The 20,017-nt window shown below is 35.5% G+C and carries 20 protein-coding genes; 6 read left to right on the top strand and 14 right to left on the bottom strand.

All coding sequences use genetic code 11. From position 1 onward, the window contains the following. Window positions 1–160: 160 nt before the first annotated feature. The 10 genes from H602_RS0107925 to hisG form a co-directional block, all read right to left on the bottom strand. Entirely contained in the window at window positions 161–1,000 is an 840-nt protein-coding gene (locus H602_RS0107925) for an arsenite methyltransferase (RefSeq protein ID WP_026977535.1), read from the bottom strand. A gap of 20 nt (window positions 1,001–1,020) precedes the next feature. After that, window positions 1,021–1,350: an ArsR/SmtB family transcription factor gene (locus H602_RS0107920; RefSeq protein ID WP_026977534.1), complete on the bottom strand. Its 330-nt coding sequence runs from the start codon at window positions 1,348–1,350 to the stop codon at window positions 1,021–1,023. Between the two features lie 200 nt (window positions 1,351–1,550). Beyond that, window positions 1,551–2,138 carry a bifunctional phosphoribosyl-AMP cyclohydrolase/phosphoribosyl-ATP diphosphatase HisIE gene (gene hisIE / locus H602_RS0107915; protein ID WP_026977533.1) on the bottom strand — a complete coding sequence of 196 codons (588 nt, stop codon included), beginning with the start codon at window positions 2,136–2,138 and terminating at the stop codon, window positions 1,551–1,553. Beyond that, on the bottom strand, window positions 2,135–2,890 hold the full coding sequence (gene hisF / locus H602_RS0107910; protein ID WP_026977532.1) for an imidazole glycerol phosphate synthase subunit HisF: 756 nt from the start codon (window positions 2,888–2,890) through the stop codon (window positions 2,135–2,137). Before hisF ends, hisIE begins: the two co-directional genes overlap by 4 nt. Beyond that, the gene (hisA, locus tag H602_RS0107905) at window positions 2,884–3,603 is read right to left on the bottom strand and encodes a 1-(5-phosphoribosyl)-5-[(5-phosphoribosylamino)methylideneamino]imidazole-4-carboxamide isomerase (RefSeq protein WP_026977531.1); all 720 of its coding nucleotides are present in this window, start codon (window positions 3,601–3,603) and stop codon (window positions 2,884–2,886) included. The genes hisF and hisA overlap by 7 nt, the downstream gene beginning before the upstream one ends. Beyond that, a complete protein-coding gene (gene hisH, locus H602_RS0107900; protein ID WP_026977530.1) occupies window positions 3,600–4,178 on the bottom strand; it encodes an imidazole glycerol phosphate synthase subunit HisH in 579 nt (192 codons plus the stop codon). Before hisH ends, hisA begins: the two co-directional genes overlap by 4 nt. Beyond that, window positions 4,175–5,266 (bottom strand): bifunctional histidinol-phosphatase/imidazoleglycerol-phosphate dehydratase HisB, encoded by a 1,092-nt coding sequence (hisB, locus tag H602_RS0107895; protein WP_026977529.1) that lies wholly within the window; start codon window positions 5,264–5,266, stop codon window positions 4,175–4,177. The genes hisH and hisB overlap by 4 nt, the downstream gene beginning before the upstream one ends. Further along, window positions 5,259–6,296 carry a histidinol-phosphate transaminase gene (hisC, locus tag H602_RS0107890; RefSeq protein WP_026977528.1) on the bottom strand — a complete coding sequence of 346 codons (1,038 nt, stop codon included), beginning with the start codon at window positions 6,294–6,296 and terminating at the stop codon, window positions 5,259–5,261. Before hisC ends, hisB begins: the two co-directional genes overlap by 8 nt. 48 nt (window positions 6,297–6,344) lie before the next feature. Continuing rightward, complete coding sequence (gene hisD, locus H602_RS0107885; RefSeq protein ID WP_026977527.1) at window positions 6,345–7,667, bottom strand: histidinol dehydrogenase; 1,323 nt, start codon at window positions 7,665–7,667, stop codon at window positions 6,345–6,347. 18 nt (window positions 7,668–7,685) lie between these two features. Further along, a complete protein-coding gene (gene hisG / locus H602_RS0107880; RefSeq protein ID WP_026977526.1) occupies window positions 7,686–8,543 on the bottom strand; it encodes an ATP phosphoribosyltransferase in 858 nt (285 codons plus the stop codon). A 641-nt stretch (window positions 8,544–9,184) separates the two neighbouring features. Between hisG and H602_RS0107875 the strand changes: the two genes are divergently transcribed. The 6 genes from H602_RS0107875 to H602_RS0107850 all read left to right on the top strand — a co-directional run bounded on the left by H602_RS0107875 (window position 9,185) and on the right by H602_RS0107850 (window position 15,412). Continuing rightward, window positions 9,185–10,096: a metal ABC transporter solute-binding protein, Zn/Mn family gene (locus H602_RS0107875; RefSeq protein ID WP_026977525.1), complete on the top strand. Its 912-nt coding sequence runs from the start codon at window positions 9,185–9,187 to the stop codon at window positions 10,094–10,096. Continuing rightward, complete coding sequence (locus H602_RS0107870) at window positions 10,096–10,830, top strand: metal ABC transporter ATP-binding protein (RefSeq protein ID WP_035759166.1); 735 nt, start codon at window positions 10,096–10,098, stop codon at window positions 10,828–10,830. Before H602_RS0107875 ends, H602_RS0107870 begins: the two co-directional genes overlap by 1 nt. A gap of 3 nt (window positions 10,831–10,833) precedes the next feature. Beyond that, window positions 10,834–11,958 carry a metal ABC transporter permease gene (locus tag H602_RS0107865; protein WP_026977523.1) on the top strand — a complete coding sequence of 375 codons (1,125 nt, stop codon included), beginning with the start codon at window positions 10,834–10,836 and terminating at the stop codon, window positions 11,956–11,958. Beyond that, window positions 11,951–13,111, top strand: a complete 1,161-nt coding sequence (locus tag H602_RS0107860; RefSeq protein WP_026977522.1) for a metal ABC transporter permease — start codon at window positions 11,951–11,953, stop codon at window positions 13,109–13,111. Before H602_RS0107865 ends, H602_RS0107860 begins: the two co-directional genes overlap by 8 nt. Before the next feature lie 196 nt (window positions 13,112–13,307). Beyond that, window positions 13,308–14,303, top strand: coding sequence for a polysaccharide deacetylase family protein (locus tag H602_RS0107855; protein WP_026977521.1), 996 nt, complete (start codon window positions 13,308–13,310; stop codon window positions 14,301–14,303). Next, window positions 14,300–15,412, top strand: coding sequence for a GNAT family N-acetyltransferase (locus tag H602_RS0107850; RefSeq protein WP_026977520.1), 1,113 nt, complete (start codon window positions 14,300–14,302; stop codon window positions 15,410–15,412). The genes H602_RS0107855 and H602_RS0107850 overlap by 4 nt, the downstream gene beginning before the upstream one ends. 82 nt (window positions 15,413–15,494) lie before the next feature. On the opposite strand, the gene H602_RS0107845 is transcribed toward H602_RS0107850, so the two are convergent. The 4 genes from H602_RS0107845 to H602_RS0107830 all read right to left on the bottom strand — a co-directional run bounded on the left by H602_RS0107845 (window position 15,495) and on the right by H602_RS0107830 (window position 19,921). After that, window positions 15,495–16,616: a sensor histidine kinase gene (locus H602_RS0107845; protein ID WP_026977519.1), complete on the bottom strand. Its 1,122-nt coding sequence runs from the start codon at window positions 16,614–16,616 to the stop codon at window positions 15,495–15,497. 94 nt (window positions 16,617–16,710) lie between these two features. Further along, window positions 16,711–17,520 carry an alpha/beta fold hydrolase gene (locus H602_RS0107840; protein WP_026977518.1) on the bottom strand — a complete coding sequence of 270 codons (810 nt, stop codon included), beginning with the start codon at window positions 17,518–17,520 and terminating at the stop codon, window positions 16,711–16,713. Window positions 17,521–17,771: 251 nt separating this feature from the next. Then, a complete protein-coding gene (locus H602_RS18385; protein ID WP_026977517.1) occupies window positions 17,772–19,163 on the bottom strand; it encodes a serine hydrolase domain-containing protein in 1,392 nt (463 codons plus the stop codon). A gap of 53 nt (window positions 19,164–19,216) precedes the next feature. Continuing rightward, a complete protein-coding gene (locus H602_RS0107830; protein ID WP_026977516.1) occupies window positions 19,217–19,921 on the bottom strand; it encodes an SMUG2 DNA glycosylase family protein in 705 nt (234 codons plus the stop codon). Window positions 19,922–20,017 lie beyond the last annotated feature (96 nt).

Raw genomic sequence — 20,017 nt, 5'->3', positions numbered from 1 at the left:
ACAGCTTTTTAGTTACTGTCGAACTAGAAAATTCGAATCATTAAAAAGCATTTTATATTTTTCCAACACTATAAAGCAAAAATTGAACCTCTATTGCTTTTGCCGCAAAAAAAATCCCATTTAATAATTCAAATGGGATGGTTTAACACTTTTTGAGCAATTAACAACAACCTGCTTCTGGTGAACAACTGTTGGCTAATTTCTCCGCATATACTGTGATGCTGAAAATAATATTCGGTTTAGAATTGTAAATTTTCATTTCTTCCTCAGACAAATAGTTTTTTAAAATATCATTCGGAACAATTATAGGCTTCTCTTTTTGCAGTCGGATATTTGTAAAGCCTGCATCTTTAATAATTTGCAAATACTCGTCTTTCAAAATCGCACTTGCTACACAACCTGCATACATTTCAGCTGCATTCTTAATTTTTTCAGGTAAATCTCCCGTCAAAACAATGTCGGAAATACTGAAATGACCGCCTGATTTCATAATACGAAATACTTCACCAAATGCTTTTGGCTTATCGGGAACCAAATTCATAACACAATTACTTACTACAACATCAGCAACATTTGCAGTTATAGGCAGCTTTTCAATATCACCCAATCGAAATTCAACGTTATTGAAACCTAATTTTTCCGCATTGATTCTAGCCTTATCTACCATCGCTTCGGTAAAATCTACACCAATTACTTTTCCACTTTCACCTGTTTCATGGCGTGCCACAAAACAATCGTTTCCAGCACCACTTCCCAAATCTACTACTACATTTCCGGGTTGAATTTTAGCAAATTCCGTTGGCAATCCGCAACCCAATTTCAAATCCGCATCCGACGTATAACCACCTAAATGATCGTATTCGTCACTCATAATATTGTACACTTCAGTGCTACAGCCGCCACTTCCGCAACAAGAACTATCGTTCGTTGCTTGGTCTTGTAAAGCAATTTCACTGTATTTTAGCTTTACCATCTCTTTAATCTCTTCGTTGGTATTCATATTTTTTAAAAATTTAGTAGTTAACAACAAGTCTTTCTTTTAGAAATTCCTTCAGAAATATGGGCAATGTACGTGTTCAAATGTTGCAAGGCAGTTTCATCAATACAGTAGCAAATCGAATTTCCTTCAATCGTTCCTTTAATTAATCCCGCATTTTTCAATTCCTTCAAATGTTGCGAAACTGTCGGCTGTGCCAATGGCAACTCCTTTACAATATCTCCACAAATACAGGTATCTACGGTCGATAAATAGTCTAAAATTGCAATTCGAGCAGGATGACCTAATGCTTTCGCTAACAGTGCCAACTCGTTCTGTTTTTCCGTAAAATGCTCTGTTTTTGTCGTACCCATATCTTTGTTATTTCTATATTGCAATATTACGATATAAAAATAAATTTAATTAAAAAATCATTGTTAAATGTTTAATATGTGCCATTTGTTAAAAAGCTAAGCTAAATGAAATCCCTTTGCGAACTTAAAAACTTATATTAATACCATGTCAAGAGAAAACTTTGCGAACTTTGCGGTAAAAAATTTTAAATACCAATTCTTTACTCATTCCGTTTCGCCAAAACCGCTTCAATATCTTTCAAAGTAAAATTCTTCGCTTTCAATAAAATCAAATAGTGGTACATCAAGTCGGCCGCTTCACCTTTAAACAAATCTGCGTCATTGTCTTTGGCTTCAATAACCAATTCCACCGCTTCCTCCCCTACTTTTTGAGCTACTTTATTGATGCCTCTTCGAAACAATTGGTTGGTATACGAATCAGCTACGTTACCATCAATTCGACTGTGAATTGTTTTTTCCAACTGGTATAAAAAGTTAGTCGTAGTATCCGTTTTAAAGCACGAGGTGTCTCCAGTATGACAAGTTGGTCCTTCTGCAGCAACCGTTATTAACAACGAATCATTGTCGCAATCCAGTCGCATTTCCTTCACGTGCAAGAAATTTCCAGACGTTTCACCTTTTGTCCATAATCGGTTTTTGCTTCTGCTAAAAAAAGTGACTTTCTGTTCTTCCGAAGTTTTTTTAAACGCTTCTTCGTCCATGTAACCCAACATTAAAACTTGCAAAGAAGTCACATCTTGAATGATTACGGGAAGCAATCCGTTTGTTTTTGTAAAATCAGGTATCATATTCTAATTGGGATATTTTGAGTTTTTAAATAATTTTTAAGTTCAGGAATGGGAATTTGACCAAAGTGAAAAACACTCGCAGCCAAAGCTCCTGTTGCATTTGTTTCTTGAAACACTTCTGCAAAATGTTCCCGAGTTCCTGCTCCACCCGAAGCAATAACTGGAATGGAAACCGCTTCTGAAATTTGTTTAGTAATTTCACAAGCAAAACCTGCTCTGGTTCCGTCATTGTTCATCGAAGTGAGTAAAATTTCGCCCGCTCCTAAATCGGCTGCTTTTTTTGCCCAATCTACCGCTTTTAGACCTGTTGAGATTTTGCCACCACTCCTAAAGACCATCCATTCTCCGTTGACAAATTTAGTGTCAATTGCTACAACTACACATTGATTTCCATACTGTTTTGAAATTTCTGTAATCAATTCTGGATTTAAAATCGCAGCAGAATTCACGCTAATTTTATCCGCACCCGATTCAATAATTGCTTTTGCATCTTCCAAACTGTTGATTCCACCACCAACGGTAAACGGAATGTTTATTTCCGCGGCAATTTTCCGAACCAATTCGGTCAGGGTTTTACGCTTTTCTTGTGTCGCGGTAATGTCTAGAAAAACCAATTCGTCAGCACCTTCAAGAACATAGCGTTGTGCCAATTCTATTGGGTCTCCAGCGTCAACGATATTTTCAAAATTAATACCTTTCACCGTTCGGTTGTCTTTGATATCCAAACACGGGATGATTCGTTTCTTTAACATGGCAATTGCATTAAGTCTTTCAAATTAATTGTTCCTTCGTAAATCGCTTTTCCAATAATTGCACCTTCGCAACCCATTTCGCTCAATTTTATTACATCATCAATTGTGGTAATTCCGCCACTTGCGATGAGTTTTATTCCTTTTGTTTCAGCCAAAATTTCCCTGTATAATTCAAATGCAGGACCTTGAAGCATGCCGTCTTTTTCAATATCGGTGACAATGCTGTAGGCAATTCCGTTTTTCTCGTACTCTTGAATAAATGAAACTACATCATCTCCCGAACTTTCCAACCAACCGTTTGTAGCAATTTTTCGATCTTTGCAATCGGCACCTAAAATAATTTTTTCATTGCCAAATTTTCGCAACCATTCGAGCATTAGTTCCGGATTTTGAGCAGCGATACTTCCCACCGTAATTTGTTTCGCACCCGAATTAAAAGCAATATTTACATCGTCTTCCGATTTAATTCCACCGCCAAAATCAACAATCAAATTGGTTTTGGTTGCCAATAATTCCAAGGTTTTATAGTTGATAATTTGTTTCGCTTTCGCTCCATCCAAGTCCACAACATGCAAATAGTTCACACCTAAATCTTCAAATTGCTTTGCCATATCCAACGGATTTTCGCTGTATGTTTTCTGGGTCGCATAATCGCCTTTGGAAAGTCGCACGCATTTTCCGCCGATAATGTCAATTGCTGGAATAATTCTCATAGTTTCAAGAAGTTGTTTAAGATTTGTAAACCAATTTTCGCTGATTTTTCTGGGTGAAATTGGGTTGCGTAAAAATTATTTTTTTGCAATGCCGCACTGAAAGGTAAAATATAATCGGTAACGGCAACGGTATCTGGACAGATTTCAGCGTAATAACTGTGAACAAAATAGCAATCATTTTCCAAATTAATTCCGTCAAAAAGTTTGCCTTTTAACGAAGTAAAATTATTCCAACCCATTTGCGGAACCAATGCTGTTGCCGGAAATTTCAATACTTTAGCATCAAAAATTCCCAAGCCTTCCGTTTCTCCTTCTTCGGAAGAATCACACATCAGTTGCATTCCCAAACAGATTCCTAAAACAGGTTGCGTAAGTGCCCGAATTACTTGATCCAAACCTTTTTCTTTCAAGTATTTCATTGCTGAGCTCGCTTCGCCAACGCCGGGGAAAATCACTTTATCAGCAGACCTCAACGCTTTAACATCGTCGGTTACAATTGTAGAATAACCGAGATTCTGAACCGCATTTTCAACCGAAGTTACGTTTCCGGCATTGTATTTTAAAATCGCTATCATAACGTTCCTTTGGTGCTTGGGATGTTGAAATTCTCTGTTTTTTTAACCGCCATTTTCAACGCTTTCGCAAAAGCTTTAAAGATGGATTCGATTTTGTGGTGCTCATTTTCACCTTCCGCTTTAATGTTTAAATTGCATCGGGCTTGGTCGCTGAATGATTTAAAAAAGTGAAAAAACAATTCGGTTGGCACATCGCCCACTTTCTCGCGTTTAAAATCCGCTTCCCAAACCAACCACGGTCGACCACCAAAATCGAGACCAATTTGTGCCAAACAATCGTCCATTGGCAACATAAATCCGTATCGTTCAATCGCTTTTTTACTTCCCAAAGCTTGCAAAAACGCATCTCCTAAAGCAATTGCAGTGTCTTCCACCGTGTGGTGTTCGTCAATGTGCAAATCGCCTTTTACCTGAACATTCAAATCTAAATTTCCATGTTTTGAAATTTGTTCTAACATGTGATCAAAGAATGGCAAACCTGTTTCAATTACTGATTTTCCGCTTCCGTCCAAGTTTACTTCCACCGAAATATTAGTTTCTAAAGTCTTACGATTTACTTTTCCAATGCGCGGTACTTCTTTCAAAAATTGATAAATTTCATTCCAATCTGTTGTGGTTAAAGTTGCATTTGCTGCTGCATCATCACTGATATAAATGGATTTTGAACCTAAATTTTCAGCCAACTTAATGTCGGTCATGCGGTCGCCAATGACGTATGAATTTTCCAAATCATAATTGCCATAAACATATTTTCCTAACATGCCCAACCTCGGTTTACGCGTTTCCTTATCTTCGTGTTCAAAAGAAGGATCGATGAAAATATCTACAAAATTCACACCTTCATTTTTCAAGATTTGAATGATAAAATTCTGGACCGGGTGAAACGTGTTTTCTGGAAAAGAATCCGTCCCCAAACCATCTTGATTGCTGACCATAACCAAATCAAATTCCATTTCTTTGGCAATTCGGGCAAGGTTGGAAATCGCGTTTGGCAGAAATTCTAATTTCTCAAAACTGTCAATTTGAAAGTCTTCCGGTTCTTTGATAATTGTACCGTCTCTATCGATAAATAATACTTTTTTAGCCATTGGAACCTGTTTTTAAAGCGTTTATTAATTTTTTGTTTTCATCAGCAGTTCCGATTGTAATCCGGACACAATTCTCAACAACTGAATTTCTATTTCTAATAATGATTTGTTTTGCAATCAATTGTGCATAAATTTGATTCGCATTTTCGACTTCAATCAACAAAAAATTGGCGTCAGACGGATAAATTTTCTTAACCATTTTAATCTTTTGCAACTCTTGAATGAGTATTTCTTTTTCAGTTAAAATCGCCTTTACATTTTCTTGAAATTCTTCTCTATTATTTAAAGTTTCTAAAGCTATTTTTTGATTCACCGAACTGATATTGTAAGGTGCTTTAACTTTGTTATAAAAACTTAAAATTTCTTCATTCATCAACGCAATTCCCAATCGAAGTCCTGCTAAACCCCACGCTTTACTCAACGTCTGGCTGATAATTAAATTTGGATATTGTATTAATTTAGCAGCAAAAGTTGCATCTGGACAAAAGTCAACATACGCTTCATCAATGATTACAATTCCTTGGAAATTTTCTAAAATGAATTCAATATCTTCCGATTGAATCAAATTTCCCGAAGGATTATTGGGCGAACAAATAAAAATTAATTTTAAATTTGCATCCGAAAAGTAAGACTGAACACTATTTCTGTCAATTTGAAACTCCTTATTTAAGGGAACTTTAATCAAATCGACTGAATTGATATTTGCCGAAACTTCATACATTCCATAGGTTGGCGTAAACGTCAATGCTTTGTCGATGTTGGGTTCACAGAAAATTCGGAAAGCTAAATCGATCACTTCATCACTTCCGTTTCCAAGGAAAATTTGATTTGATTTCACGTTTTTAATTTCTGCTAAACGTATTTTCAACTTATTCTGTTGTGGATCCGGATAACGGTTGTACGTTCCAAACGGATTTTCATTGGCATCCAGAAAAACACCTTCTGTTCCTTCGTATTCATCTCTCGCACTTGAATATGGAGCAAGATTTAGAATATTTTTCCGAACTAATTTTCGCTCATTATTTTTCACGCGTATATATTTATTGATTTTTAATAGTCTTGTGCAATTCGCATAAATTCATCTATTTTGAAAGGACTTTTCAGTAATGCTCATTTCATCTTGAATCTTTTTTAATCGGATGGAAACAGCGTTTTTATGTGCAAATAATTGTTCTGCTTCTGCCATCACTTCAATTGTTTTTCCAATATTTTGCAATCCCATTTTAGTGATTTTTTGAAACGTAATTTTCTTTACAAAACTATCTAATGAAACCCCGCTGTAACTTCGAGCATAACCATTGGTTGGCAACGTGTGATTGGTTCCGCTTGCGTAATCTCCAGCACTTTCGCAAGAATAATTACCAAGGAAAACCGAACCTGCATTTTGAATTTCACCCACGTAACTTATGCTGTTTTTTACTGCAAAAATCAAATGTTCTGGAGCGTATAGATTGCTGAAATCAATACAATCGTACATCGTATCCAAAACTACTGAAAAGCTGTTTTCCAATGCTTTTTTGGCAAATTCCATTCGCGGTAATTGTTGCAATTGTTGTTGCAAAGCAATTTCTACTTTTTCAATTAAATCTGCATCATTGGTAACCAAAACTACTTGGCTGTCCACTCCGTGTTCCGCTTGTGAAAGTAAATCCGAAGCCACAAAATCAGCATCGGCATTTTCATCCGCAATAATCAAAACTTCGCTTGGACCCGCCGGCATATCAATAGCGACACCATTTTGCTGCACCAATTCTTTCGCTTTAGTTACAAATTGATTTCCAGGACCGAAAATTTTATTCACGTTTGCAATACTTTCCGTTCCAAAAGCCAAAGCAGCAATAGCTTGAGCTCCGCCCACCTTGTAAATTTCACTGATTCCTAAATACGAAGCCGTGTACAAAATCGCTGGATTGATATTACCGTTTTTGTCCGGTGGTGTACATAAAACCAGTCGTTTGCAACCTGCGATTTGTGCTGGAATAGCCAACATCAAAATCGTAGAAAACAAAGGAGCCGTTCCTCCAGGAATGTATAAACCCACATTTTCAATGGCAACACTTTGACGCCAACACGTAATTCCTGGCATGGTTTCAACTTCAGCCTCTGCACTTTTTTGTGATTCGTGAAAGGTTCGGATATTTTTTGCGGCAACGGCAATGGCATCTTTTAATTCGTCTGAAATTTGACTAACTGCAAATTCGATTTCCGCTTCGGTGACTTTTAATTCCGTCAATTCCACTTTGTCAAACGCTTTGGAAAATTGGCGTAGAGCCGCATCGCCTTCGGTTTTAACTTTAGCGATAATGCCGCGGACTTTTTCGTCTAAATTTTCAGCAGGAAAATTAGGTCTTTCGATTAACGAATTCCATTCGCTTGACGGGGGATTTATATAGGTTTTCATATATCGATTTACTGTAAATTAGACAATCATTTTTTCAATTGGTACAACTAAAATTCCTTCTGCACCAGCATTTTTCAGTTCGTAAATAACGTCCCAAAATTGATCTTCGCCGATAACTGAATGCAAACTACTCCATCCTTCTACAGCCAAAGGCAAAATCGTTGGACTGTTCATTCCTGGTAGAATTTTGATGATTTCATCCAACTTATCATTTGGAGCGTTCAGCAAAATATATTTGTTTTCTTTCGCTTTTTGAACCGAACGGATGCGGAACAATAATTTCTGTAGAATTTCATTTTTGTCGGCGTCCAAATCTTCCGAAGCAACTAAAACAGCCTGACTGTTCATTACATTTTCCACTTCTTTCAAACCATTGGAACGCAACGTGCTACCACTACTTACGATGTCGCAAATTCCATCGGCAAGTCCGATTCCTGGGGCAATTTCAACACTTCCCGAAATGAATTCGATAATGGAGGAAATGTTGTTTTGTTGAAAATAATTCTCTAAAATAACGGGATATGAAGTTGCTACTTTTTTGCCATTGAAATAACTCAAGTCAGAATATTCAGTTTCTTTTGGCACGGCCAAACTTAAACGGCATGAAGAAAATCCTAGTTTTTCAATAACATCAATTTGTTTGGCACTCTCCACAAAAACATTTTCGCCGATAATTCCAATGTCAGCTACTTTTTGTTCCACATACTGCGGAATGTCATCGTCACGAAGAAAAAGAATTTCTATTGGAAAGTTAGTTGATTCTGTGATTAATTTTCCGCCACCGTTGGGGAATTTAATACCACACTCTTTTAAAAGATTCAGAGAATTTTCGCTTAAACGACCACTTTTTTGGATTGCAATTTTTAATTTACTCATTTTTGTTTTTAAATATTTGTTGGAGTAAATCGGAAGAGAAAGATTATAAAAAAAAATCCCGTTTGATTTACTCAAACGGGATTAGAAATTATAGTGTACTACATATCAAAATCACCTCGCTTGAGAGCCAGAATGAAAATGATGATGTACTTGATTTGACATAATTGTGTTTTTTATTACGGGTCAAAAGTAGAACAATTCTTCCTTAATTGATTGCTTTTAGTACGATTTTAACTTTTGTCTACCTAATAAAAAAACTTAATCACATATAAATCAATAATTTAAATTAATATTGCAAATTTTTTATAAACAAACGTAGTACAGCTATTTTTTGCCATAGCGAAATAGAGCTCGTAATCTATCCGTTTATTATACCAGCGTCTACTTCCCTACCTAAAGTGAGGCTTCTTATCCCAAATTTAAAAATAGTACATCAAAATTCAGCACCCCTTTTAAATTCAATTGATCCTTTATATTTTGCACAAGCAAAAATTTAAACTCCGAATACTTCAATTATATAGATACAATTTGAGTAGAAAGTAATCGTATTGCTAGAGTGTATCAAAAATTCACTATATAAAATCTTAAAATCTTATCAGTGGAAATTAATTTTAGTAACTTCGTAAAATATATTTAGACAAATGAAAAAAATAGGTTTTGTAATATTAATTTGTGGCGTACTTTTCAGTTGTAATGACACCAAACCTAAAAACGGGAAGTTCAGGATTGTAACTACTACGTCAATGATAACTGATTTAGTACAGCATATTGGTGGAGATAAAGTAGATGTGCAAGGTTTAATGGGTGCTGGAGTGGATCCGCACTTGTATAAAGCGAGTGAAGGTGACGTCTCGAAGCTTTCCAATGCAGACATGATTGTTTATAATGGATTGCACTTAGAAGGAAAATTAGTAGAAGTTTTTGAAAATATGGAACGACAGCAGATTAATACTGTTGCCATTGCAGACGCTTTAGATAAAAAAGAATTGATTAGTTCTGCACTTTTTGCATCTAATTACGATCCTCACATTTGGTTCAACGTAGAATACTGGAAACAAATTACCGTTTACTTTGCCAACAAACTTTCAGAAGCCCAACCGGAACATAAAGCTTATTTTATGGCTAATGCCAAAAAATATGTGAAGGAATTGGAACAATTAAAAGTTGAATTAGATGCCGAAATTGCTACGCTTCCAGTTGATAAAAGAAGACTAGTTACCGCTCACGATGCATTTAACTATTTTGGAAAAGCATTTGAATTTGACGTAGTTGGATTACAAGGTTTGTCAACCGCAACTGAAGCAGGAGTTCAAGATGTTCAAAAAACTGCTTCCTATATTATAGAGCACAAAGTGAAAGCGGTTTTTATTGAAAGTTCTGTTCCAAGACGTACCATTGAAGCGTTACAAGCAGCTGTGAATTCAAAAAATCACAACGTAGTCATTGGCGGTACTTTATTTTCAGACGCGCTTGGAGATCCAGGGAAACCCGAAGGAACTTATATCGGAATGTTAAAATTCAATGTCCACACCATTGTAGCAGCTTTAAAATAATGGAAAAAATAGCAGTAAAAGTAGATGATCTTACCGTAGCTTACAATTACAAACCGGTACTTTGGGATATTGATTTACAAATTCCCGAAGGCGTTTTAATGGCAATTGTTGGCCCAAATGGTGCAGGAAAATCGACATTGATAAAGTCAATTCTCGGAATACTAAAACCCATTGCGGGAAGTGTTACAATTTTTGGTAAACCCTATGATTCGCAACGAAAAAAAGTAGCCTATGTTCCTCAAAAAGGAAGTGTAGATTGGGATTTTCCCACCACTGCGTTAGATGTAGTAATGATGGGTACTTACGGAAGTTTGGGATGGATCAAACGTCCTGGAGCGAATGAGAAAAAACGCGCTTTGGAAGCACTTGAAAAAGTAGGAATGTTGTCTTTTAAAAGTCGGCAAATTAGTCAACTTTCCGGCGGTCAACAACAGCGTATTTTCTTGGCAAGAGCCTTGGTTCAAGACGCTTCCATTTACTTCATGGACGAACCTTTTCAAGGTGTGGATGCTACAACGGAAGTGGCTATTATCAATATTTTAAAAGAATTACGCAAAGCAGGAAAAACGGTTGTGGTGGTACATCATGATTTGCAAACAGTTCCTGAGTACTTTGATTGGGTGACTTTTTTAAATGTAAAAAAAATTGCCACTGGTCCAGTGAAGGATATTTTCAATGACGAAAATTTGACTAAAACGTACGGAATCAATTATAAAGTAAGTATTCAAAAATAAAATATGGACGTTTTAGAATATATAAAATTAATTTCAAGCGATTACACACTTCGCACTATTACTTTAGGAACGGCAGTTCTTGGAGCGGTAACTGGAATGTTGGGTAGTTTTGCCGTTTTACGAAAGCAAAGTCTGCTTGGCGATGCTATTTCTCATGCCGCGTTACCTGGAATTGCGTTGGCTTTTCTAATAACAGGTTCAAAAGATACCAACGTATTATTAATTGGTGCCTTAATTAGCGGACTGCTAGGTACATTTTGGATACGCGGAATTACCACTAAAACCCATTTAAAATCAGATACCGCATTGGGTTTGATTTTATCCGTTTTTTTTGGTTTTGGAATGTTGTTGCTGACTTTTATTCAAAAACAGCCAAATGCCAACCAAGCAGGATTAGACAAATATCTTTTTGGCCAAGCGGCTACTTTAGTGGAAAGTGATGTATGGTTAATGACCATTGTAACTGGACTTTGCCTGATTGTACTATTATTGTTTTGGAAAGAATTTAAAATTCTTCTTTTTGACAAAGATTATGCATTGACTTTGGGGTTCAATACCAAATTTATAGACATCTTGATTACCAGCTTTATTGTTCTTGCCATTGTTTTGGGACTACAAACCGTCGGAGTGGTACTTATGAGTGCGATGCTTCTGGCTCCAGCCGCTGCAGCGAGACAATGGACGAATAGTTTGGGAGTCATGGTTTTTATCGCAGCTATTTTTGGAGCAAGTGCCGGTGTTTTAGGTACGGCAATTAGTGCTACCCAAAACAATTTATCTACAGGACCTGTGATTGTTTTGGTTGCTTCTGTTTTTGTGCTTTTCTCGTTCATCTTCTCACCAAATCGTGGTTTATTGTTTAGACAAATTCGGTTGATCAAAAATAGAAACGATCTGGAACTGCAGAAAACGCTCGCCTTTATGTACAATATTGTTGAGGATCATGAAAACAATTCACATCCTCATGCCATTAAAATTTTAAATAATTTTCAAGGTTTTAGCAAAAAAGGGCTTCGCGATTTAGTCGAAAAAAACTACGTTAAACTGGACGGAGAAATGTGGAGCTTGACACCAGAGGGCTTTGAAACAGCTGAAAATTTATACAATCAAAATCAGAAAAATGACTAGTGCCCAATTTGAAATACAACTCATTGCAAGCTTAGTAGCCATAGCTTGTGCGATTCCGGGAACTTTTCTGGTGTTGCGAAAAATGGCAATGATCAGCGATGCCATAAGTCATTCCATTTTACCAGGAATTGTTTTGGGATTTTTCTTGACGCAAGATTTAAATTCGCCTTGGCTGATCTTATTGGCTGCGGCAACTGGAGTTCTAACTGTTGTGCTGGTAGAGAAAATCCAGCAGACAAAATTAGTAAAAGAAGATACAGCGATCGGATTGGTTTTTCCCGCACTTTTTAGCATTGGAGTAATATTAATTGCAAAATTTGCTAACGATGTTCATCTTGATATTGACGCCGTGCTGTTGGGAGAATTGGCTTTTACACCGTTTGACCGCATTTATTACGATGGAATGGATTTGGGTCCGAAAGCCCTTTTGGTCATTGGCGTCATATTATTTGTAACTATTTTACTGCTACTTGCCTTCTTTAAAGAATTAAAATTGAGCACTTTTGACGCAGGACTTGCTACTTCTTTAGGTTTTTCACCAATCATTTTGCATTACGGTTTGATGAGCGTTGCTTCTGTAACTACTGTTGGCGCGTTTGATGCTGTTGGTGCTATTTTGGTAGTGGCCTTGATGATTGCTCCTGCCGCTTCTGCTTATCTTTTGACTACTGATTTAAAGAAAATGATTGCTCTTGCCGCAACATTTGGCGTTTTTAGCGCCATTTCAGGCTATTGGATTGCGCATTTTTTAGACGCATCTATCGCGGGAAGTATGACCACTATGTTGGGAATTGTATTTCTTGCAGTGTATTTATTCGCGCCAAGCAAAGGGTTAATTGCGGTGTTGTATCGGGAAAAACAACAACGTATTGAAGTCTACCTCATCACCTTTTTATTGCATCTCAAAAATCACAGTGAAGAAAATGAACGCCATGTCAATCATTTAAATGAGCATATCAATTGGCAAAAAGTACGCAGTAAAACGGTACTTAATTTAGCCTTAAAAAACAATATGATTCGCATTGATAACAATATAGTTTCCCTAACTAAAAAAGGTGAAACGTTTACGTCAAAGGCAATTGATTATATAGTAACTTATGAAGACGGATTGATCGAGGATATGAAAGATGATTTCTTTCTGTTTCGAGGATAATTAGATTTGAAAGATAGTTGCCACAATAATTCTATTATGATGCTTGTGGCAAAGTGAAATTTGAGAATGTCTAACTAAATTTAAAAAACTATTTTTACAAACTATTTGGTACAAAGTACAAGTCTCGTATTATCGTTATTACCGTTATTTATATGAACAAATAATTAAATCACACTTTTCATTGAAAAGATAATTTATGGGAATAGTAAAAAATATTTTATACAAATCTGCGAGTAAAAGTTTTCTAAGTGCTTTTAAAAACCAAAGCATTTTCCCTTATTATCATTTGGTAAAAGACAAATCTGTTGCACATATTGAACATTTATATGAATTTAAAAACACACAGCAATTTTCCCATGATTTAGAAATTTTAGTGGGCAATTATAAAGCCATGCATCCCAAAGATTTAATTGAAAATCAGAAATCAATCAATACCTTTTTACTTACTTTTGATGATGGATTGGAAGAAATTTACAGTGTTATCTTTCCGATTTTAAAACAAAAAAACATCAGTGCTGTGTTTTTTATAAATCCAAATTTTGTGGACAACACCGTGGGTTTGTACAAACATTACATCAGTATCATCATTACGCATTTGAAGAAGAACCATTTTCCGATCGAAACTTTAAGGCAAATTAGCAGCATTTTAAACTTTACTTTTGATTCGACCGCGGATTTCAAAAAGAAAATCATCAGCATCAAATATGCAGATCGTGAAAAAGTCAACGAAGTTTTGGACTACCTGAACTTGGATATCGAAATGTATTTGCAAACTGAAAAGCCTTATATTTCCAAAAGTCAAATTCAAGAAATGATGGATGCTGGATTTTATTTTGGCGGACATACTATGGATCATCCACCGCTGCACCAACTTTCGCATGAGGAACAAAAGAAAGAAATTATTGATTCGATCCAATGGCTGAAGCAAAATTTCGGGATAAAATATTCGTTTTTTGCATTTCCCTTTTCAGATAAATTAATTTCTAAAAAACTGCTGCAAGAACTTTTTGAATTCGATAAAGATCTGAAGGTATTTGGAAATTCTGGATTAAAAAAAGATATAGACCAGCGGATCATTCAACGTTTTTCATTGGAAAATCCACATAAAGACACTGAAAGACAAATTGTAACCGAAAACCTTTACAAGTCGTTTAACAAACTGATTGGAACCTATAATATCAAAAGAACGTGATTGAATTAAAGAAAATATTAAAAAAAGACATACTTGATTTGCTTGCAGATGAAATGTTCTGGAAGCACTCTTTTTTGTCCATTAGCAAGCACCGACTTTATGCACATTTTAAAAATCCAAACTTAAAAGACGATGATATTGTCCTGCTACTTTCGTATTTGAATGCAGAATTAGTGGGCTACATGGGCGTTTTTACAGATACAATAACTATTGACAGCATTCAGAATAAAATCGGTTGGCTATCCACTTGGTGGGTTCATCCCAAAACCAAAGGTAGCGGAATCGGTCGTGAAATTTTGAATGGCATGTATGCGGAATTAAATGGAAAAATAGGAATTTCGCAGTTTACGCCAAGTGCAAAAAGAGTGTACGACAAATCCGGCTACTTTACCACTTTAAAAGAAAACGTGGGTATTAAAGCCGTTTTACGAAGTAATTTGACTTTTGTTATTCCAACAATTTATCCGAATTTGAAAAAATTTGAGTCCATATTTAAAATTTCAGATCATTTTATTAACTTTTTTGTCAACTTAAAATTAGTCATTCAAAAGAAATCAATCGCAAATAAATTGCAAGGGATTTCGGTAGATTATTTGCAAATACCTGATCAAGAGACTTTAAAATTAATCAATCGCTTCAATAAAAATGATCTTTCTCACAAAGGTTTTGCTTTTTTTGAATGGTTAAAAACGTACAACTGGGTTCAATCGGCACCATTATTAAATTTCACACAAAAAGACAAATACGAATTTTCGATGTACGACAAATCGTTTGAAATTTCTTTCCTAAAGATATTAAAGGAAGACAGTTGCATTGGATTTGTCGTATTGCAAAAGCGAAATTATGTTTTAAAAGTCCTTTTTACGTATTATGATCCTTCAAATTCTGTAATTGATATTGCAAATATCATTAAATTACAGGCTATTGCCCAAAACACGCGAGAAATCATTTGCTACGACGAAGCCATTTGCGCAAACTTAAAAGCTTCAAGCGTTTTCTTGTACAAAACCAAAAAAATCAAACATTCGATCATTTCAAAAGCCTTTAATACAACGGATTTTAACGACGTACGAATGCATTTTGGCGACGGCGATTGTTCTTTTGCATAATTTGTTGCAGCAATTTTGCCCTTTATTTTTTAAAAAAAAATCCTAAAGGATTTCACAAATTAGCCAATCGACCATCCTTTTATCAAAACAACTTTTGCTTTACAGGAATGAAGAGTGTAAAACCAGCGCCTTTTCCACCAATTGATTTTGCAATTATTGAACCGTGATGCAACTCAACAATTCTTCGGCAGTAGGCCAAACCTGGACTGATTCGATCAAACTGTTCTCCACGCTGAAAGATTTTGAAAACCACAGAAGAATCGGTATTGAATCCAATTCCATTATCGGAAAAGGTTATTTTTATAAAATCTTCATATAAATAGCGCTCTGCCGACTCCACATAAACATTTCGCTGCACCGTGACAGATGATATTTGAATTAATAAAATGGCATTTTCAGGATTTATAAACCGCACCGAATTCAGAAATAATTCAACAAACATATTCTTTAACAGTTCGGCATCTCCTTGAAAAAATTGACTTGAAAGTTCAATATTAATATCACTATTGCTCCTTTTAACCTCCGAAATAGTGACTGCTTTTTCAATTAACGACTCTAAATCGACATCTTGAAAATTGGGTGTTTTATTTTCTAGCTCTTCAATGCGTTGCAAGCTGATCACCATCTGACGCATGTGTTTATTGAAAAGAATGATGCGATCCAGTTTATCATTTACGTTGTCTGGTAATTCCGGATTCTGACTTTTAATTAAATCTGCAAAAAAAACAGATTTGCGAAGTGGCTCTTGTAAATCATGTGCTATAACTTTAAGAATTTTTTGATGTTGCCTATGCAAAGCCGATAGTTTTCCAAGTTGCATTTCTAATTCCCTTTGATGGAGTTCCAGTTCAGAACGAATTTTTAAAAGCTGTACATTTTTGGAAACTGCTTCTTCCGCCGCATTTTTAGCGAGTAAAAGTTCTTTCTCAAAACGATTTCTATTGGAAATAATCATACCACCACAATGCATTTCTTCTAAATGCATATTATTTTGCCTTTTGACATTCAATAATACAGGTATGTGTGATCCATTGGCAGATTTAAAACTCAAATAAATTTCTTGTGCAAAACCTCGCATTTTTATCAGCGGAATAAAATGGGTTTGAAAAAATATTCTACTTCCTACGGTTAAAAAATCGTCTATCCGAAGGTGACTTTTTTCGGAAAAAGTTATTCCAAGTTCCAACTGCATTGTTTGATTCATCCTAGTAACTACTCCATTTGCTGTAAATGAAAATAGTAAGCTTGGAGTGAGGTTATACACATCACACCAGCCATCATCTTGTTGTTCTTGAGCGCTAATAAACCTTTTGATTTAAGAATTTTTGAATAAGTGCTATTGTCTCATCTGGGTGACTCATGTGTGGACAATGTCCGGTGGCTTTCATTTTTTCAAAAGTACTGCCTTTGATCATTTTGTGGGTATAATCTCCAACTTCATCAGGTGCAATTGCGTCATCAGTGCATTGAAGTATCAAACAAGGCATCGTCAATTTAGACAAATCATGTCTGTTATCGGAGAAAAATGTAACCTCTGCAAATTTCCTTGTGTTGATCGGATCTGTAGAACAAAAGCTTTCTTCGAGTTCCTTTGAAAGTTCTGGACGCTCTTCATTTTTCATAATAACAGGAGCGAGGAAATTGGCCCAGCCGATAAAATTATTATCCATTACCTCCAAAAGTCCTTCTAAATCTTCTCTAGAAAAGCCGCCTTTATATCCCATATCGTCCAAATAACGAGGCGATGGCCCAATAAAAATCATTGATGAAAATAATTCAGGACGCTCAATTGCAGCAAGTAAACCGATCATAGAACTTACCGAATGACCTACAAAAATAATGTCTGCTAAATTTAAAGCTTCACAAATATCCAACACATCTTGCATATAACCATGCAAAGTAGCATAGCGTTCTACATTGTAGGCTTTAACGTCAGATTTACCACAACCCACGTAATCAAATAGCACAATTCTGTACTTATCTTTAAAGGCTGGAGTCACGTAACGCCACATATTTTGGTCGCATCCAAATCCATGCGCAAAAAGAATAACTTGTTTGCCTTCTCCTAATGACTGAACATTATTTCGAACTAAAATATCTGAATCCATAAATCTTATTTAGTTGATAAAATTACAACAATTAGGTCAACTGAAATTGCACTAGCTGTAATTATTTGGTTGCTCTTAATTTAACTTTATTCTTTAAATATAGTTGCGTGACTGCAAATCAATAGTCTTTGCGCCTTCGCAACGGAATGAACTTCTTATTATTTAAAAATTTGACCTATTTAAGATAAAAATCTAGTTAATAACAACTTCAATTTTATGCTACTATTCTAAATTCAAGTGTAGATTTGAAATTATTCCGATATTTCCAAAATAGCAAATCCGATGGTGTCAATATGCTCATTTTTCGAAGAAAGCCCTGAAACATTAGACAAAATAATAACACCGTTTTTATTTTTTACATCCAAAACCATAGAGGACGAATAGCCGCCTGTTCCGCCATTGTGCCAAATTAAATCGTTCCCTTTTTCTGATTTCAATAAATGCCAACCCATTCCAATTTTCATGTCATCAGAAACAACTGCCGTTTCTTTTCGTGTCAGCTCAAGTGCTATATTGGTCGCCTGAAATTGTGCTTCCGCAAACCGAACTAAATCTGAAGTAGTAGATAAAATACCTCCTCCGCCAAATAAAACATCAAAATTCCAGTTGTAAACCACATTTCCATCCTCATCCAAACCTTTGACTAAAGCACTTCCCAGATTTTCTGAAGTTGTAAAGCTGTTGTTCATTTGATATTTTTTAAAAACGTCTTGCACCAACTTTGTGAATGGTTTCTTTTGAGAAAGTCCCAACGTATGTCCCAACAATCCCGCTCCCAAATTAGAATAATCGTAGGTATTATTGTCGGCTTTCGCCAAAATCATCTGATGGGCCAAGTACGTGTCCAATTCTTTTACACCATAATTTTTGTAAGGATTATCGGCATTTGATACATCTAAATTTTGAGGCAATCGAGGTAACCCTGAAGTATGATTTGCTAAACTTTTAAAGGTAATCGTAGCTTTATTTTTAAAGAGAAAAGGATAATAAGAATTGATTTTGTCAGTCAATTTTAATTTGCCTTCCACTACCAAATTCGCCAAAACAGTCGAAGTAAAAACCTTTGTCAACGATCCAATCTCAAAAACACTTTCTTGATTTTCTATCGGAATCAACTTATTGTCGCGTAGTTGAACTCCATAATAACTGACTTTTCCGTTCTTCAAAACTGCAATTGACAGTTGTGTGTTCTCAGGAAAATCCTTGGCATTTGCAAAAATAAGATCTGCAATGGCTGCAGGATATTGAGTCAAATTGTTTTCTACCGTAGAAATTGATTTTGAGACAAAAGGATTTACCATTAAACCCGCTATTTTATTTTCAGCATCAATGGAAAACTGAATCGCAAAGAAACCGTGTTCAAAAGTAGTTTTATAAACGGAAGTATTTTCAGATTGCACTTCAATTACTTCAAAGTCGGTAATATTCCCAGCTTTCGATTGAAGTCCGCTGAAAAACTGTTTCGTATTGCCTAAAGGCAATGCTGTTTGCATCTCATTTGAAAATTGATCAAATATCAATTCGTAAGAATTCGAATTATAATTTGTTTTAAATTTCTCAAAGCTGCTAACATTCAAATCCGCCTGTGCGAATCCGATCGCCGAAATTAACATAAAAGCTAAAATAGCAACTGTCTTTTTCATGGAAGATTGTTTTGTAGTAAAATCCGTTTTAAATATCAAATATAATCAAGTTTTCAAGGATTTCCTATCTCATTATTTAAGGTCAAAATATATTTATCAATGTAAAGTTGTTTTTCTTTTGATTTATATTGCTGAATGTACCGTGGATGTTCTAGTACTTTTAAATGTCCAAATAAGTTGGCTTCATCATTCAACTTCTTTATAAACTTTGCATTTTTCTTACCCAAAACATATATTTCCGAAGTGTCCAGTCCCAAGCTAATGTGGTTTCTTAAAGTTAAAATCATGTACTCTTTGACACTTTTAAACAATTCTGGATCGTCATAATAATTGGCGTTCAGCCATTTTCCTGCTGCATTTTTTCTTACAATGGCTAACGGAAATGGCGAATTGACATAAAATTGTTTGTAAAATTCCATCGCTCCACCAAATTCTGAAATCATATCGTACATAAAAACGGATGAAATTTCGTGCGTATGAGCCGAATGCATTTCAATTCCGCACACACTTTCCAACCTTTTGGTATCGGTAAACGGAACTCCCGTTACTCCAGCACCATGCCGACTCGGATTGATGCCCACAATAAATTTGCGCACCAAAGAATCATTATAAAAATTTTTATAAAACTTTTCCATCACCACGCTCGTTTCAGGATTTTCCAAAAAAGGATTTAATACTTGAAAATCATTTGGAAGTGCGTCCGTAAATTCCAACGCGTTATTAAATGCTATTACTTTTTCTCCAAAAGTTGCCGACATATAAAGATAAATTGATGTTATTTTTAAAGTAGTTGAAGCTACAAAAAAATTCTCATCGCAACTACAAATTTACCCATGAAGACTAAAGTCTTTTTC

Origin of the sequence: Flavobacterium tegetincola DSM 22377 (assembly GCF_000425485.1) — a bacterium.
Lineage (GTDB): Bacteria > Bacteroidota > Bacteroidia > Flavobacteriales > Flavobacteriaceae > Flavobacterium > Flavobacterium tegetincola.
This window is presented reverse-complemented; position numbering and strand designations above follow the sequence as displayed.

What these genes read in the sequence shown, in the direction of transcription:
- H602_RS0107925 (WP_026977535.1), bottom strand. Translation starts at nt 1,000, where the DNA reads ATGAATACCAACGAAGAGATTAAAGAGATGGTAAAGCTAAAATACAGT.
- H602_RS0107920 (WP_026977534.1), bottom strand. Translation starts at nt 1,350, where the DNA reads ATGGGTACGACAAAAACAGAGCATTTTACGGAAAAACAGAACGAGTTG.
- hisIE (WP_026977533.1), bottom strand. Translation starts at nt 2,138, where the DNA reads ATGATACCTGATTTTACAAAAACAAACGGATTGCTTCCCGTAATCATT.
- hisF (WP_026977532.1), bottom strand. Translation starts at nt 2,890, where the DNA reads ATGTTAAAGAAACGAATCATCCCGTGTTTGGATATCAAAGACAACCGA.
- hisA (WP_026977531.1), bottom strand. Translation starts at nt 3,603, where the DNA reads ATGAGAATTATTCCAGCAATTGACATTATCGGCGGAAAATGCGTGCGA.
- hisH (WP_026977530.1), bottom strand. Translation starts at nt 4,178, where the DNA reads ATGATAGCGATTTTAAAATACAATGCCGGAAACGTAACTTCGGTTGAA.
- hisB (WP_026977529.1), bottom strand. Translation starts at nt 5,266, where the DNA reads ATGGCTAAAAAAGTATTATTTATCGATAGAGACGGTACAATTATCAAA.
- hisD (WP_026977527.1), bottom strand. Translation starts at nt 7,667, where the DNA reads ATGAAAACCTATATAAATCCCCCGTCAAGCGAATGGAATTCGTTAATC.
- hisG (WP_026977526.1), bottom strand. Translation starts at nt 8,543, where the DNA reads ATGAGTAAATTAAAAATTGCAATCCAAAAAAGTGGTCGTTTAAGCGAA.
- H602_RS0107875 (WP_026977525.1), top strand. Translation starts at nt 9,185, where the DNA reads ATGAAAAAAATAGGTTTTGTAATATTAATTTGTGGCGTACTTTTCAGT.
- H602_RS0107870 (WP_035759166.1), top strand. Translation starts at nt 10,096, where the DNA reads ATGGAAAAAATAGCAGTAAAAGTAGATGATCTTACCGTAGCTTACAAT.
- H602_RS0107865 (WP_026977523.1), top strand. Translation starts at nt 10,834, where the DNA reads ATGGACGTTTTAGAATATATAAAATTAATTTCAAGCGATTACACACTT.
- H602_RS0107860 (WP_026977522.1), top strand. Translation starts at nt 11,951, where the DNA reads ATGACTAGTGCCCAATTTGAAATACAACTCATTGCAAGCTTAGTAGCC.
- H602_RS0107855 (WP_026977521.1), top strand. Translation starts at nt 13,308, where the DNA reads ATGGGAATAGTAAAAAATATTTTATACAAATCTGCGAGTAAAAGTTTT.
- H602_RS0107845 (WP_026977519.1), bottom strand. Translation starts at nt 16,616, where the DNA reads ATGAATCAAACAATGCAGTTGGAACTTGGAATAACTTTTTCCGAAAAA.
- H602_RS0107840 (WP_026977518.1), bottom strand. Translation starts at nt 17,520, where the DNA reads ATGGATTCAGATATTTTAGTTCGAAATAATGTTCAGTCATTAGGAGAA.
- H602_RS18385 (WP_026977517.1), bottom strand. Translation starts at nt 19,163, where the DNA reads ATGAAAAAGACAGTTGCTATTTTAGCTTTTATGTTAATTTCGGCGATC.
- H602_RS0107830 (WP_026977516.1), bottom strand. Translation starts at nt 19,921, where the DNA reads ATGTCGGCAACTTTTGGAGAAAAAGTAATAGCATTTAATAACGCGTTG.